A 14,226-nucleotide genomic window follows, 5' to 3' on the forward strand; every position below is an offset into this window, starting at 1 on the left:
CTTGCGAGATCGTGGGCGCGAGCGTCGTCATCAGAATCGCGAAGATTCCGATAACGCTGCCAAGCATACGAACGCGACGAACGAAACTGCTGCGCATGAAGCGTGTGTTCCAGAACATTTGACCGACGATTATGCCACGCCCGCATCGCGCGTTCGTGGTCGCTTAACCCTTCGAAGGCAAGCGACGCCATCTGATGAACCACGCCAGGTTGATCCTGTTTCAACACGCGCGCAAGAACGCAAAAAGCCCGGTTTTTCCGGGCTTTTTGCGTTAAAAACTGTTTGGTTGCGGGGGTAGGATTTGAACCTACGACCTTCGGGTTATGAGCCCGACGAGCTGCCAGACTGCTCCACCCCGCGAAAAAGATTATAGCGGGATGGGCATGTGCGGTCAAACGTAATCGAAGATTATTGCAGCTCAATGAAGCAGCGCCGAATCTGCCGTTTGAATCTAGCGCGTCGGCGCAGACGCTGATACCGGCTTCTTTGCCGGATAAGCATCGACGCCGTTACGCGCGGCATCGACACACCGTCGATGCTCTCGCGACAAACGGTTCAAAAGCGGCAGCAACACCACCGCAACCGCCGCCCCGCCGGCTGCGACCCAGCCAAGACCCATGAACAGCGACGTATAAAGCGGCAGTGATTGCAGCGGACCGAGATCGCCCGATGGCATGCGCGCCAGGTTGGCGACCACGCTGCCGAGATACTGCGACACGCCGGTCGCAATGTAATACGCGCCCATCATGAACCCGCTCATACGCATGGGAACGTAGTGCGCGATCATCGCGAGGCCGAGGCCGGAGACCAGCAATTCGCCGAGCGAATAGAGCCCGTAGCCTGCGACCATGAACCAGGATGACACGCGGCCATCGACTGCGTATCGGCCGCTGAATGCGAACACAAAAAAGCCCAGTGCCACGACGACGAAACCCAGCGCGTACTTCGCTGCGATCGGCAGGTCGAGGCCCTTGTTCGCGAGGCGCGTGTAGCCGATTGCGAGAAACGGACTCAGCAGCATGATCCAGATTGGATTGAGCGCCTGGAACTGCGCCGCGCTCCACGAGAACAGCGTCATGTTGAAGAGCGTGAACGACGGGTCCACGTTGCGCAGCGCGAACAAGGTGAGCGAAGTCGACATCTGCTGGTAGAAGATGAAGAACAGGATCACCTGCAATGTCAGGATCAATGCGGCAAGCAAGCCCGCGCGTTCGCTGCGATCGCACTTCATCAGCATCCAGCCGAAGATGACGAGAACGGCGGCGCCCGCCGCGTACACACAGATGGCCGCGACCTGTTCGTTCTGAAGCACGAACACGGTCGCCACGCCGAGCGCCACGGCGCCTGCGGCGACCGCGGCGAAGAAGCGCCATTGCATGGGTTTATCGTCGGGCGCCGAGCCGATGTGCCCCACCGTATTGCGCATCACCGCGAAGTTGATCAGGCCCAGCACCATGCCCGCGAAACACACGGCAAACGCGACGTGCCAGCCCCAATGATCCTTGATCCACGGCGTGGCGAGCATCGAAATGGTCGAACCGATGTTCACCGCCATGTAGTAGATGGTGAATGCGCTGTCGAGGCGCGCGTCGTCACCCTCGTAGATGCGCCGCACGAGGTTCGCCGCGTTCGCCTTGAACAAGCCGTTGCCGACCACGATCACGCCGAGCGCCGCATACATATAGCCAAGCGATTCGAATGGAATCGCGAGCATCAGATATCCCGATGCCAGCACGCACGCGCCGAAGATCATGGTGCGGCGCGCACCGAGCACCTTGTCGCCGATCCAGCCGCCGATGGCCGGCGCGGAGAATACGAGCGCCGTGAAGGCGCCCCATGTAAGGTTCGCGTGTTCATCGGTGAAACCGATCTTGTCGATCATGAACAAGACGAGCAACGCGGCCATGCCGTAATAGCCGAAACGTTCCCACATCTCGATCAGGAAAACAGTCGTAAATGAGCGCGTCTGCGACGTGCCGGACGAGTGTGAAATCATGGTAAATCTCGATCAAGTTCAACAGCACTCGTGAACTAAAACTAAAGGAATGTTTGAGCCTGACTCACTCATGCAGGAGTCCGACTTATCGCGAGCGGCGATTATCCCAGCACGATCGGTAAATGTGTCGCAAAGCCTTGCACATACAGCGTTCAACATTTTGAGATGACGGCAGCAATGCAAATCGATTGGCCATCGTCAAGACGTGGTGCGATCGGGCGGCGGCGTCGCAGCGTTTCGCGGATTGGCGTGGGCGCGCTGTGGACGCTCGAAACTCGTGATAACTTTCCTGCTTCGCCTCACTCACTGGATTGCATTCACATGAACACCATCAAGGCGATTCTCACGGGTCATACGCGCGGTCTTGGCGCTGCGTTGGCCGACACGCTGATCGCGCGCGGCATTGCGGTGCTGGGCGTATCGCGCACCCGGAGCGCGGTGCACGCATCGGGTTTGTTGCAGGAAGTGGAACTCGATCTCGCCGATATCAACGCACTGCAAACGTGGATTGAAACGGGCGCGCTGAAGCGTTTCGTGGACGGCGCGCACACCGTGGTGCTGATCAACAACGCGGGCATGTTGCAGCCGGTGGGTCCTGTCGAAGGACAGGATGTCGGTGCGATCGGACGGTCCGTGAGTTTGAACGTGGCTGCGCCATTGATGTTGTCGGCGGCTGTGGCGGCGTCGGCGCCAAGCGTTTCCGACCGGCGGATCGTGCATATTTCGAGCGGCGCCGCGCGCAATGCGTATCCCGGCTGGAGCATCTATTGCGCGACGAAAGCAGCGCTGGATCACCACGCACGCGCGGTCGCGCTGGACCACAACCGTGCGTTGCGCATTGGCAGCGTGGCGCCTGGGGTTATCGATACGGACATGCAAGCCGAGATTCGCGGCACGGGCCTGGATGCGTTTCCGCTGCGTGAAAAATTCGATGACCTCAAGCGCAGCGGCCAGCTTTCCACGCCCGCCGACGCCGCGCGAAAAGTGCTCGACTATGCGTTGAGCGACGCGTTCGGCGAAACGCCCGTGACGGATGTGCGCGAATTGGCGTGATCGCCACGAATGGCCTCTTGCGACAATGCATCGGCCGCGGTGTTGCGGTGGCGCGGGATCCACTGAAGACGAACATCGGCGAGTTGCGCGATCAGCTCACGCGCTTGCGTTGCGTAGGAACTGAGCGCGGGCGCGCTGCAGGTTGCATCGCGCAGCACGTCTTCTATGACAACCTGACTGTCACCGTGAATGACGAGTTTTTCCGGTGCCGGTTGCTGCGATAACGCCACTTCGAGCACCGCGATCAGCGCGAGATATTCAGCCTTGCAGCTATCGCCGTGACCGGCAATCGCGCTGATCGTGACGACCTCGCCATCGGGACTTTCGAGCATTCCGCCGATACCGATCTTCCCCGGGTTCGGATGCGCCGATCCGTCGAACCACGCGTGCCACGCGGTGGCATCGCGGGTTGAAGGCTGCCGGTTTCGTGCGAGGCGTACCACGCGGGCAGCCGAGCGTTCTTCACGCCGAAGCTGCGCAGCGTGAAGCGCCGCTGCCCGTTCCAGACGCCGCGCCTTCACCAGATCTGCGAGCGTTGCTGCGCCCGCCGACTTTTCGAGCGTCTGCGCCAACGCGGCGTGGGCGGAAAGCGCCGTAAGCTTCGCCAGGCGCCGGCTCGTTGCGCGTTCGCGTTTATAGGCAATCTGAAACAGCTCGTCGAACTCGAACATATCGGGAAGAAGGGTGGCCGAATGCCGAGCTTAACAATCTTTTCGACGAACCTATTTTGGGGGCGCCGCGATCACCAGCGCAGCACGACGATTCTCGGCGCCCGTGACGTTGGTTTGCCCGCTGAGATTCTCCCCCGGCGTCGCAGTCACGACCCGCGCTTCAACGCTCACTTGCGGGTACGCGGAAAGCGTATCGGCGGGATTGATTGCAAACGTGTCATCGAGTATGACCGTGGCCGGCAATTCGCTCGCGGATAAATGACGCTCGGCCAGCAACGTGTTCCCCGCACCCTGCGTGTGTGCGCTCAGAATCACGGTTGCATCGGGCGGGGCATGCACGCCGTCGGCGAGTTGCAGCGTCACGGTGACGGCGCTCATGCTCAACGCTTCATCGATATTCTTCTGCGCCTGGACCGCAGTCAGCGACGCAGCATCGAGTGTGGAAATCAGACGCCGCCAATAAGCGATCGCGATCGCAAAACGCCGCGCCTCGAACGCCGCCGATGCCGCCAGAGCCAGCGCTTTCGGATTCGACGGTTCGATGGCCAGCGCCGCTGCAATCTCATCGGACGCGCGGCCGTCGAGCCGGCCTTCGTCGGCGCTTGCGAGCGTGTCAGCGAAGTCGGCGCGGAGTTGCGCATCGCCCGGGGCGAGCGCGACTGCGTGCGTATAAGCCGCCGCTGCATCCGATGGCCGCTCGAGCGCCATGTAGGAGCGCGCCAACGTCGCCCATTTGGCGGCATCGCGGGGATCGGGGACGCGGCTTTTCAAACCGAACGCCAGGCGCGAGACCATCATTTCCACCGACGCGGAACTCATGTCGTGCGATGCGCCGAACGAGTCTTCAAGATCGAGCGCGGCCAGCTGGCCAAGCTTCAGGTACAACGCGCACGCGGCCGCCGGGAACAGCGCGATCAGGAGCGCACTGGTGGCCGCGCGCGTGGCCGTCCCTTGCCGCTGCGAGCGCATCACCGACAGCGCTGAGGGCGTGCGGGTATCGGCGAGAACGCGCTGTTCTATTTCGCTGCGCAACGCGGCGTGCTGATCGGCCGATATCAGTCCTGCCAGCCGGTCGTGAGTGGCATCGGCGAGTTCGCGGCGATGCAGAGATACGTTCAGCGCGCGGTTTCTGTATGCATCCGCGGCGGGTTCGCGCTGCATCAGCGGCACGACCGCGCACAAGATCGCGGCGATCAGCATGGCGGCCGCGACGATCCAGAAAGTGATCACAACCGGCCTCCCAGAAGACGTCGTGCGCGTCTGCGCTCGAGGTCGGTGAGTGCGGGCGGCGGCCTTTTCCTGCCGCCTGACACTACGAGAACAAGTGCGGCGAACCCAAGCACGAGCAAAACGAAAGGCCCGAGCCAGAGCGCCCAGGTCAGCGTCTTGAACGGCGGATCGTAAAGCACGAAGTCGCCGTAACGCGTCACCATGTAATCGCTGATTTGTGTGTCGGTGGCGCCCTGCTCGACTTGCTCGCGGATAATCGCGCGAAGATCCGCAGCGAGATCGGCGGTCGAATCCGCGATGGTTTCATTCTGGCAGACGAGGCATCGAAAATTCGATTCCAGCCGGTAAGCACGCACTTTTACTTCCGGGGTCGCGCTTGCGTTCGGCACGACTTCTGCGGCATGGGCCCAGCTTCGTGTGAGGCATCCGAACACCAACAACAGGGACGCGAGCTTATTCATCGCAGTCCTCGCTTTGCAGCATTCGAACGAGCGGGAGGATTTGCGTATCGAGCGCGGCCTGCGTGAGCGGCCCCGAGCGCTTGAAACGGATCACGCCCTGCCGGTCGATCACGAAAGTTTCGGGCACGCCGTACACGCCATAGTCGATACCCGTCTGCCCCGAGCGATCCACCACGGTTGCAATATACGGATTGCCCGCCTGCCGCAGCCATTGTCGCGCAGCTTCAGGCTCGTCCTTGTAGTCGAGGCCATAAATGGGCACGACGTTCTTGCCCGCGAGCGAGATCAGCAGCGCGTGTTCATCGCGACAGGATTCGCACCACGACGCCCATACGTTCATGATCCACACGTCGCCGCGCAAGGTATCGGGCGAGAGGTTCCTGCCGGGATTGTCCAGACGCGGAAGATCGAACGAAGGCGCGCTCTTGCCGATCAACGCCGACGGCAACCGTCGCGGATCGTTCGATAACGATGCCGCCAGCACCGCGCTCAAACCCGCGAAAAAGATAAGCGGCAGCAAAAACCGTTTCACTTGGCGCGTCTCCCCGGCATGCGCTGCTGCAAGATCGCGGACTGTGCCTGAAGGCGGCTGCGTGCGATCTCCGCGGAAGTTGAGGACGCTTCGCGCCGCGCCCGCACCGCCAGCCGATACCGCCGGTCACTCGCCGCGAGCAAGCCGCCGAGCGCCATCAGGAGGCAGCCCGCCCAGATCCAGTCCACGAACGGTTTGACCTGTACGCGTAACGTCCACGCAGTCGGGCTGTCGGCGGCGGCATCGCCAAGTGCGACATAGAGATCGCGCAAGGGCGCACGGTCGACGGCGGCTTCGGTCATGGTCGTCTTCTGGATCACGAAGAAGCGTTTCTCCGGATGCATGACAGCGACGACCGCTCCATCCCGGCTCACCACGACCGTGGCCCGCAACGCACGATAGTTCGGACCATTGACCGCCTTGGTGCCATCGAAGCGAAACGTATAACCGCCAGCGCTGATCGACTGGCCAACATCGAGTCGGCCATCGCCGGCGCTTTCATAAGCTTTGACAAGCGTCACGCCCGCGATAAAAACGCCCACGCCCAGATGCGCGGCGAGCATGCCGTAAAAGCCGCGCGGCATGCGGATGAACCGCATTAAAAACGCTCCGCGCTGTTCAGCGATGCCCACGACAAGCGCGGTCAGCGTCGCTGTTGCGCACCACACGGCAAGCCCGATTCCCAATGCGACCAGCGGTCTCCACCCGCCGGTGAGCAACGGCACCGCCACCGCTGACGCCACGCTCACCAGTGCCGCCCAGCAAAGCCGGACGGCGATATGCGGCAGGCGTGCGGATTTCCATCGAGCGATGGGGCCGATGCCCATCAGGAAAACGGCGGGCGTCATGAGGGGCACGAAAACGGCGTCGAAATACGGCGCACCGACGGATATCTTGCCGAGCCCGAGCACGTCGAGCGCAAGCGGATACAACGTGCCTAGCAGCACGGAAGCGGCCGCCACCATCAGCACGACGTTGTTCGACAACAGCAAGGACTCCCGCGATACCAGCGCGAAGCCCGCGCCCAAACCGATCTTCGGCGCGCGCCACGCGAACAGCAGCAACGCGCCGCCGGTCACTATCGAGAGGAACACGAGAATGAAGAGTCCGCGCGTGGGATCGGTCGCAAATGCGTGGACCGATGTAATCACGCCCGAACGCACGAGGAACGTGCCGAGCAAACTCAGCGAAAACGCGCAGATGGCGAGCAGCACGGTCCATGCGCGAAAGCTGCCGCGTTTGTCGGTGACGGCGAGCGAGTGCATCAGCGCCGTGCCTGCGAGCCACGGCATGAACGACGCGTTCTCCACGGGGTCCCAGAACCACCAGCCGCCCCAGCCGAGTTCGTAATACGCCCAGGCGCTGCCGAGCATGATGCCGAGCGTGAGGAAGGTCCACGCGGCCGTGGTCCACGGGCGAGACCAGCGCGCCCAGGTGGCATCGAGTTCGCCTGACAGCAAGGCCGATACGGCGAACGAAAACGCTACCGCGAAACCTACGTAGCCCATGTACAGGATCGGCGGATGCGAGACCATGCCGGGGTCTTGCAGCAAGGGATTGAGGTCGCGGCCGTCCATGGCGGGGGGCAGCAGACGGATGAACGGATTCGATGTCCACAGCATGAACACCACGAACCCTGCGTTGATCCAGCTCATGACGCCGAGCACGCGCGCAACCATCGGCACGGGAAGCTGTCTGCTGAAGATGGAGACAGCGGTCATCCAGAACGTCAACAGCAACGTCCAGAGCAGCAACGAGCCTTCATGTCCGCCCCAGACGGCGGCGAAACGATACGCGAGCGGCAGCATGGAGTTGGAATTCGACGCGACATACGCGACCGAAAAATCATCGTTGACAAACGATACCGCCAGGCACGCGAACGCCATCGCGACGAATGCACTCTGTCCCCGTGCCAGCGGCCACGCGCTGCGCATCCAGCCGGGAATGCCGCGCGCCGCGCCGATCAACGGCAGCACGCCGCACGTCACCGCGAGCAGCAGTGCGACGATCAGCGCGAACTGGCCGAGTTCGGGGATCATCGAAGGGCTCCTGTCTTGTCCGATATCTTCATGGCAGGGCGGGCGCGCCTGACGGCCTCGACGGCTTCGGGCGGCATGTAGTTTTCATCGTGCTTGGCGAGGATCTGGTCCGCCACGAACACACCCTCCGGCGACAAACGCCCTTGCGCGACCACGCCTTTGCCCTCACGAAACAGGTCAGGCAACACGCCGCGATACTCGACGGGAATCTCGCGAGCGGTATCGGTGATCATGAAACGCACGGTCAGGCCGCTCGCATCTCGCTCGACCGACCCGTGCTCGACAAGACCGCCCACGCGCAGCCGCGCCGTGTGCGCCATGCTGTCAGCCACGAGCTGGCTCGGCGTGACGAAGAACATCACGTTGGAATTGAACGCATTCAGCACCAGCGCCGCCGCGCCGCCGAGCGTCACCAGCCCGGCGGCGACGCCGCACGCCCGCCGCGTGCGCCCCTTCACGGTCTCTCCGTGAGCGTGCTCGTGCGGGTGCGTGGCCGGACAATACGATCGCGCCGTCGATGCTTCCGGCCCGCGTTGATGGTGATTGCAATTTCAACGGCCAGCACGAGAAAGGTGATATCGAACGCGACCCATAGATACCAGAGGTCCCCGTTGGAACTGTTCAGTACGTTCATGGCCTTCTCCCCTTTTCCCGTTCATTCAGAACTCACGTTCGTCGATGATCCGCCGTACCCGCACGAGCACGATCGCGATTGCATAGCACCAGAGGGCAAGCGTCATGACGAGAATGCCCGCGAGCATGGACGCGTCCATGGACACGCCGCTGCCAAAGGAAAGCGACGCGCCCTGATGCAGCGTGTACCACCACTGCACCGAAAAATAGATGACCGGGATGTTCACCACGCCCGCCAGCGCGAGCACGGCGCAGGCGCGATCGGCGCGGCGGGTATCGTCGATGGCGCCATGCAGCGACATGAAGCCCAGGTAAAGAAACAGCAGGATCAGTTCGGACGTGAGCCTCGCGTCCCATACCCACCACGCACCCCACGTCGGGCGGCCCCAGAGCGCGCCCGTGACCAGTGCGAGCGCGGTGAAAAGCGCACCGGTCGGCGCGATGGCGCGGGCCATCATCGCGGAAAGACGGGCGTTGAGAACGAGGCCGAGCCCGGCGTAGGCGGCCATCACCATGTAGAGCAGCATCGACATCCATGCGGCAGGAACATGCACGAACATGATGCGATATACATCGCCTTGCACGGCGTCGGTGGGCGCGACAAACAACGCGATCTGAATGCCGGGCATGACGAACAGGATGGACGCGATTGCGAAGCCGGGAATCATCCTTCCCGCCAGCCGATGAAACGGTCTCGGCGACGCGTAGCGCAACCAGCCAGCTTGAGCGAGTGTGGAGATCATGTCAGGTTCATTCGGCGGAAATCCGCAAGGCTGCGGCGGTCGCGACAGGGCATAACGCAAGGGCCGCGAGCAGGCCCGCGCCGAGCAGGGAAAAGTTCGCGGCCGACCATCCATCGGTACGCGATGAATCGGCGGCGTTCGCGCCAAAGATCAGCACCGGCGTTTCCAGCGGCAACACCAGGACGGCGAGCAGCATGCCGCCGCCGCGCACGCCGAGCGTAAGCGCCGCACCCACCGAACCGATGAGACTCAGCACCGGCGTACCGATCAACAACGCCAGCGTGAGCCGGCAGACCGCATTGAAGGAAAGACCGTATTGAAGCGCCATGACGGGCGCCAGCAACACGAGCGCGAAGCCGCTCGTGAGCCAGTGCGCGCCGATCTTCGCCATGACCATCGCGAGCAATGATTGCGGCGAAAGCAGCATCTGGTCGAGAGCGCCATCGGCGAAATCAGGGCCGAACAAACGCGCGAGCGAGAGCATCGCGGCAAATAATGCCGTGACCCATAACACGCCCGGCGCGATTGTCTGGAGCAGCGCGGGATCGGCGCCGACGGCCAACGGAAAGAGGCTCGCTGCGATCACGAAGAACAGCAGGCAGCCAAGCGCCGAAGTCCGCCTACGCCAGGTCAGCGCAAGCTCGCGTTGGACGATGCGCACGGTCAGTCTGAGCATCGGCCGCTCGGTTCGAAGTACAGATTGCGCGTGGCCGAGGGAGACGTGGTAATCAACTTGTGCGTGGTCATCAGCACGATCCCGCCGCGCTCCAGATGGCCCTTGATCACGTCCTCGAGCACGCCGGACGACTCTTCGTCGAGCGCGGCGGCGGGTTCGTCGAGCAGCCACAGCGGCTTGTGTTCAAGCAGCAGGCGCGAGATGGCAAGCCGGCGCTTTTGCCCCTGCGACAGTCCCCGCACAATGGCATCCCGATACCGGTCGAGGCCCACGCTCTTGAGCGCCGCCTCTTCGACCTCGACGCGCTCTTCCGCGACATCGCCCAGCACCGAACTGAAGGCAAGGTTTTCGGCTGCGGTGAGTTCGTCGCTGACGCCGTTCAGATGCCCGAGATACGCGAGCGACTGGCGCCACGATTCGGGATGCGCATGCGCATCCCTGCCACGCCAGCGGATGGTGCCCGCGCTCGGCCGCAACAGACCGGCGAGCACGCGCAACAAGGTGGTCTTGCCGCTGCCGTTGGGACCGTGGATCTGCAGCACCTGGCCGGCGTCCACATCGAAAGCCACGTTGCTGAACAGCATTTCCCCGGCGCGGTCGAAGCCGAGTTTATCGACGGACAACACCGCATTGTTGCGACTGTCCGACCCGAAATCCGGCTTGATAAACAGATCTTGATTCATCGATAGTGCCCTCACTTTGGACGCGCTTCGCGCAACTGTTGATCCCGCATTGCCTGCGTCATGTCCGGTAGTTCATGCGCAATGCCCTTGTGACAATCGATACACGTCTTCTCGCCCGTAGCAAGGAAGCGCTGATGCGCGTTCTGTGCCCGCGGACTCTGGCGCGTGAAGTCCATCGACTCGAAGGAATGGCAGTTACGGCATTCCAGAGAATCGTTGGCCTTGAACCGGCGCCATTCGTGCTCGGCGAGTTCCAGCCGCTTGTCCTGGAACTTTTCGCGCGTGTTGACCGAGCCGAACACTTTTGCCCAGACTTCCTTCGACGCCTGCATCTTTCTGGCAATCTTGTCCGTCCAGTTGTGCGGTACATGGCAGTCCGAACAGATCGCCCGCACGCCGCTGCGGTTGCTGTAATGGATCGTGCCTTTCAGCTCGGCGAATGTGTTGTCATGCATTTCGTGGCAACCCGTGCAAAACGCCTCGGTGCTCGTCATTTCGAGCGCCGTATTGAACGCACCCCAGAACACCACCCCGGCAATGAACCCGCCGAGCGTGAGAAAGCCCAGGCTGTAGTACGTACTGGGCCGGTTGATCGTTTGCCAATATCGCCTGATCAGGCCGAACATCGCGTGCTCCTACTTCTTGCCGGCCGGCTGCGGCGCGGCAGGCCCGGGCGCGACGCGCACATCTTCCACATCCGTGAACGTGTTGCCGACAAGCGGCTTCGCGTCGGCTTGCGTGACATGACACTGCGTGCAGAAATAGCGCCTCGGCGAGAGACTTCCGAGCGTGGCATTGTCTCGGGTGACGTAGTGCGATATGCCGATGGGCACCGCGCCGCTCTCGGCCGCGCGGCTGCGCGCATGGCACGCAAGGCAGCGGTTGGCGTCCTTGTCGAGTTGATAGCCGTCGATCTTGTGCGGGATCGTCGGCGGCTGCTGTGCATAGGCGCGGCCACGGATCACATCCTTATTTTCGGTTGGGGCAATCAACGGCGGTTTCGCCTCTTCATCGACAGGCGTCGTGCCGCGCATGGCGTCGTGAAACGGTTCGGCGGGAATCACCGGTTGCGCCGGCGCCGCCTGCGAAAACACAAAAAGACTCACGGCAATGAATACGTCAATTACGGTCAGCGATCGCATGACTGCCTCCTCAGACCTTGACGATCTTGACTGCGCACTTCTTGTAGTCAGTCTGAAGCGATATCGGATCGGTTGCGTCCAGCGTAAGTTTGTTGACCAGTTGGCTTGCATCGAACCAGGGGATGAACACGAGTCCGCGAGGCGGCTTGTCGCGCCCGCGCGTCTCGATACGCGTACGGACAAAACCGCGTCGCGACATCACCTTCACTTCCACGCCGCGGCGCAGGCCGAGCGCTTTTGCATCGTCCGGATGCATGAAACACACGGCGTTCGGAAACGCCCGATACAGCTCCGGCACGCGCCGCGTCATGGACCCCGAATGCCAGTGTTCGAGCACACGCCCCGTTGCCAGCCAGAACGGGAACTCCTTGTCCGGCGCCTCGGGCGGTGGTTCATAGGGCAATGCATAAATCACCGCGCGGCCGTCTTTGTTGCCATAGAACTGATAGCCGGTTCCCGCCTTGACGTACGGGTCCGATCCTTCCTTGTAGCGCCAGCGGGTTTCATGGCCGTTCACCACGGGCCAGCGAATTCCTCGCGCTTCATGATATGCATCGAAGGGTGCGAGGTCGTGGCCATGCCCCCGGCCGAAACTCGCGTATTCCTCGAAGAGGCCCTTCTGCAGATAGAAGCCGAACGCCTTTGCTTCACTGTTTTCGTAATGCGCGCTCGTTTCCTTCAGCGAATATTTGTCGACTTGTCCGTTTCGGAAAAGCACGTCGTAAAGCGTCTTGCCTTTCAGTTCGGGCTTCGTTGCAATCAGCTCGGCCGGCCAGACTTCCTCTACCTTGAAGTGCTTCGAGAACTCAACCAGTTGCCACAGGTCCGAACGGGCGCCGGTGGGTGCATCGACGAGTTGATGCCAGAACTGCGTGCGGCGCTCGGCGTTGCCATAGGCGCCTTCCTTCTCGACCCACATCGCCGCAGGCAGGATAAGGTCGGCCGAAACCGCTGTTGCGGTCGGATAAACATCAGATACCACGATGAAATTGTCCGGATTCCGATATCCCGGAAGCGTCTCTTCGTTCAGGTTTGCGCCCGCCTGGACATTGTTGTTGCACATGACCCAGTACGCGTTCAGCTTGCCGTCCTTCAACATGCGGTTCTGCAGCACCGCGTGATAACCGGGCTTGGGCTGGATCGTGCCGGGCGGCAGCTTCCAGATCTGCTCCGCGTGCTCCCGGTGCTCCGGATTCGTGACCACCATGTCCGCCGGCAGCCGATGCGAAAACGTCCCGACCTCGCGCGCCGTTCCGCACGCCGACGGCTGCCCCGTCAACGAGAACGGACTGTTGCCGGGCGTCGAGATCTTGCCTGTCAAGAGATGCAGGTTGTAGATCATATTGTTCGCCCAAGTGCCGCGCGTATGCTGGTTGAAGCCCATGGTCCAGAACGACATCACCTTGATGTTCGGGTCGGCATAAAGCTCGGCAAGCTGGTCGAGTTTCACCTTCGATACCCCCGACAGCTTCGTCACGTAATCCGCGTCGTACTTCGATACAAAACGCGCGAAGGTATCGAAGTCGATCGGCTTCGAGCCGTTCGGATCGCCCGCATTTTTAGCGGCCTTCTGCAGCGGATGTTCGGGACGCAGCCCATAGCCAATGTCCGCGTTACCTTCCTTGAACGTGACGTGTTTCGCGACGAAATCCTTGTGCACGCGATTCGTCTTGATGATCACGTTCGCGATGTAATTCAGGATCGCGAGATCGGATTGCGGCGTGAAGATCACGCGGTAATCGGCCAGGTCGAAACTGCGATGCTCGAACGTGGAGAGCACCGCGACCTTCGTCTTCGGCGCACTCATCCTGCGGTCTGTCACGCGCGTCCAGAGGATCGGATGCATCTCCGACATATTCGATCCCCACAGCACGAAGGCATCGGCTTGTTCGATATCGTCGTAACAGCCCATTGGCTCGTCCATGCCGAACGTGCGCATGAAACCCGTCACGGCCGACGCCATGCAATGCCGCGCGTTCGGATCCAGGTTGTTCGTACGGAACCCCGCCTTCATGAGTTTCAACGCCGCATAGCCTTCGAAAACCGTCCATTGTCCCGAGCCGAACATGCCGACGGCTGTCGGACCTTTCTCCTTCAACACACGTTTGAACTGCTCGGCCATCGTGGCGAATGCGCGGTCCCACGAAACCGGCGCGAATTCGCCGTCCTTCGCGTATTTGCCGTCCTTCATCCGCAACAGGGGCGTGGTCAGCCGGTCCTCGCCGTACATGATCTTCGAGAGGAAATAGCCCTTCACGCAATTCAGCCCGCGATTCACTTCCGCTTGTGGATCGCCCTGCGTCGCGACGACCTTGCCGCCTTTCACGCCCACGCTCACGCCGCATCCCGTTCCGCAGAACCGGCACG

The 14,226-nt window shown here is 62.0% G+C and carries 16 protein-coding genes and 1 tRNA gene; 2 read left to right on the forward strand and 15 right to left on the reverse strand.

Annotated elements, in window-relative coordinates:
• Positions 1-298, forward strand: a 298-nt coding sequence (locus tag ACFFAR_RS10280; RefSeq protein ID WP_375507840.1) for a hypothetical protein, incomplete at its 5' end; no start/stop codon positions are given.
• Here the strand turns inward: ACFFAR_RS10280 and ACFFAR_RS10285 are convergent.
• Both ACFFAR_RS10285 and ACFFAR_RS10290 read right to left on the reverse strand, forming a co-directional pair.
• A tRNA-Met gene (locus ACFFAR_RS10285) sits at positions 284-360 on the reverse strand. The two genes, ACFFAR_RS10280 and ACFFAR_RS10285, sit on opposite strands and share 15 nt — an antisense overlap.
• 91 nt (positions 361-451) lie before the next feature.
• A complete protein-coding gene (locus ACFFAR_RS10290) occupies positions 452-1,996 on the reverse strand; it encodes an oligopeptide:H+ symporter (RefSeq protein WP_174363040.1) in 1,545 nt (514 codons plus the stop codon).
• Between the two features lie 321 nt (positions 1,997-2,317).
• Here ACFFAR_RS10290 and ACFFAR_RS10295 point away from each other — a divergent pair, with 321 nt between their 5' ends.
• Complete coding sequence (locus ACFFAR_RS10295) at positions 2,318-3,049, forward strand: SDR family oxidoreductase (RefSeq protein WP_062170114.1); 732 nt, start codon at positions 2,318-2,320, stop codon at positions 3,047-3,049.
• Here the strand turns inward: ACFFAR_RS10295 and ACFFAR_RS10300 are convergent.
• From ACFFAR_RS10300 to napA, 13 genes are all read right to left on the reverse strand, one after another.
• Complete coding sequence (locus tag ACFFAR_RS10300; protein ID WP_375507841.1) at positions 2,989-3,720, reverse strand: ribonuclease HI family protein; 732 nt, start codon at positions 3,718-3,720, stop codon at positions 2,989-2,991. The genes ACFFAR_RS10295 and ACFFAR_RS10300 overlap by 61 nt on opposite strands.
• 51 nt (positions 3,721-3,771) lie before the next feature.
• Positions 3,772-4,950, reverse strand: a complete 1,179-nt coding sequence (gene ccmI, locus ACFFAR_RS10305; RefSeq protein ID WP_174363038.1) for a c-type cytochrome biogenesis protein CcmI — start codon at positions 4,948-4,950, stop codon at positions 3,772-3,774.
• Complete coding sequence (locus ACFFAR_RS10310) at positions 4,947-5,411, reverse strand: cytochrome c-type biogenesis protein CcmH (protein ID WP_174363037.1); 465 nt, start codon at positions 5,409-5,411, stop codon at positions 4,947-4,949. Before ACFFAR_RS10310 ends, ccmI begins: the two co-directional genes overlap by 4 nt.
• Positions 5,404-5,943 (reverse strand): DsbE family thiol:disulfide interchange protein, encoded by a 540-nt coding sequence (locus tag ACFFAR_RS10315; RefSeq protein ID WP_062170116.1) that lies wholly within the window; start codon positions 5,941-5,943, stop codon positions 5,404-5,406. Before ACFFAR_RS10315 ends, ACFFAR_RS10310 begins: the two co-directional genes overlap by 8 nt.
• Complete coding sequence (locus ACFFAR_RS10320; RefSeq protein ID WP_174363036.1) at positions 5,940-7,982, reverse strand: heme lyase CcmF/NrfE family subunit; 2,043 nt, start codon at positions 7,980-7,982, stop codon at positions 5,940-5,942. The genes ACFFAR_RS10315 and ACFFAR_RS10320 overlap by 4 nt, the downstream gene beginning before the upstream one ends.
• A complete protein-coding gene (gene ccmE, locus ACFFAR_RS10325) occupies positions 7,979-8,440 on the reverse strand; it encodes a cytochrome c maturation protein CcmE (RefSeq protein ID WP_061999763.1) in 462 nt (153 codons plus the stop codon). The genes ACFFAR_RS10320 and ccmE overlap by 4 nt, the downstream gene beginning before the upstream one ends.
• Positions 8,437-8,616 carry a heme exporter protein CcmD gene (locus ACFFAR_RS10330; protein ID WP_062170119.1) on the reverse strand — a complete coding sequence of 60 codons (180 nt, stop codon included), beginning with the start codon at positions 8,614-8,616 and terminating at the stop codon, positions 8,437-8,439. Before ACFFAR_RS10330 ends, ccmE begins: the two co-directional genes overlap by 4 nt.
• Before the next feature lie 25 nt (positions 8,617-8,641).
• Positions 8,642-9,358 (reverse strand): heme ABC transporter permease CcmC, encoded by a 717-nt coding sequence (ccmC, locus tag ACFFAR_RS10335; RefSeq protein ID WP_174363035.1) that lies wholly within the window; start codon positions 9,356-9,358, stop codon positions 8,642-8,644.
• Positions 9,359-9,365: 7 nt separating this feature from the next.
• Positions 9,366-10,034: a heme exporter protein CcmB gene (ccmB, locus tag ACFFAR_RS10340; RefSeq protein WP_062170121.1), complete on the reverse strand. Its 669-nt coding sequence runs from the start codon at positions 10,032-10,034 to the stop codon at positions 9,366-9,368.
• Entirely contained in the window at positions 10,022-10,717 is a 696-nt protein-coding gene (gene ccmA, locus ACFFAR_RS10345; protein ID WP_083638083.1) for a cytochrome c biogenesis heme-transporting ATPase CcmA, read from the reverse strand. Before ccmA ends, ccmB begins: the two co-directional genes overlap by 13 nt.
• A gap of 11 nt (positions 10,718-10,728) precedes the next feature.
• A complete protein-coding gene (locus ACFFAR_RS10350; RefSeq protein ID WP_061999768.1) occupies positions 10,729-11,343 on the reverse strand; it encodes a NapC/NirT family cytochrome c in 615 nt (204 codons plus the stop codon).
• Positions 11,344-11,352: 9 nt separating this feature from the next.
• Positions 11,353-11,859, reverse strand: coding sequence for a nitrate reductase cytochrome c-type subunit (locus ACFFAR_RS10355; RefSeq protein ID WP_375507842.1), 507 nt, complete (start codon positions 11,857-11,859; stop codon positions 11,353-11,355).
• A 10-nt stretch (positions 11,860-11,869) separates the two neighbouring features.
• Positions 11,870-14,226, reverse strand: a 2,357-nt coding sequence (gene napA, locus ACFFAR_RS10360; protein ID WP_375507843.1) for a periplasmic nitrate reductase subunit alpha, incomplete at its 5' end; no start/stop codon positions are given.

The organism is uncultured Caballeronia sp. (assembly GCF_964243625.1).
Lineage (GTDB): Bacteria > Pseudomonadota > Gammaproteobacteria > Burkholderiales > Burkholderiaceae > Caballeronia.

Bases quoted from the DNA above. Each gene is read 5' to 3' on its own strand.
- ACFFAR_RS10290 (WP_174363040.1), bottom strand. From the start codon at position 1,996: ATGATTTCACACTCGTCCGGCACGTCGCAGACGCGCTCATTTACGACT.
- ACFFAR_RS10295 (WP_062170114.1), top strand. From the start codon at position 2,318: ATGAACACCATCAAGGCGATTCTCACGGGTCATACGCGCGGTCTTGGC.
- ACFFAR_RS10300 (WP_375507841.1), bottom strand. From the start codon at position 3,720: ATGTTCGAGTTCGACGAGCTGTTTCAGATTGCCTATAAACGCGAACGC.
- ACFFAR_RS10310 (WP_174363037.1), bottom strand. From the start codon at position 5,411: ATGAATAAGCTCGCGTCCCTGTTGTTGGTGTTCGGATGCCTCACACGA.
- ACFFAR_RS10320 (WP_174363036.1), bottom strand. From the start codon at position 7,982: ATGATCCCCGAACTCGGCCAGTTCGCGCTGATCGTCGCACTGCTGCTC.
- ACFFAR_RS10330 (WP_062170119.1), bottom strand. From the start codon at position 8,616: ATGAACGTACTGAACAGTTCCAACGGGGACCTCTGGTATCTATGGGTC.
- ccmC (WP_174363035.1), bottom strand. From the start codon at position 9,358: ATGATCTCCACACTCGCTCAAGCTGGCTGGTTGCGCTACGCGTCGCCG.
- ccmB (WP_062170121.1), bottom strand. From the start codon at position 10,034: ATGCTCAGACTGACCGTGCGCATCGTCCAACGCGAGCTTGCGCTGACC.
- ccmA (WP_083638083.1), bottom strand. From the start codon at position 10,717: ATGAATCAAGATCTGTTTATCAAGCCGGATTTCGGGTCGGACAGTCGC.
- ACFFAR_RS10350 (WP_061999768.1), bottom strand. From the start codon at position 11,343: ATGTTCGGCCTGATCAGGCGATATTGGCAAACGATCAACCGGCCCAGT.
- ACFFAR_RS10355 (WP_375507842.1), bottom strand. From the start codon at position 11,859: ATGCGATCGCTGACCGTAATTGACGTATTCATTGCCGTGAGTCTTTTT.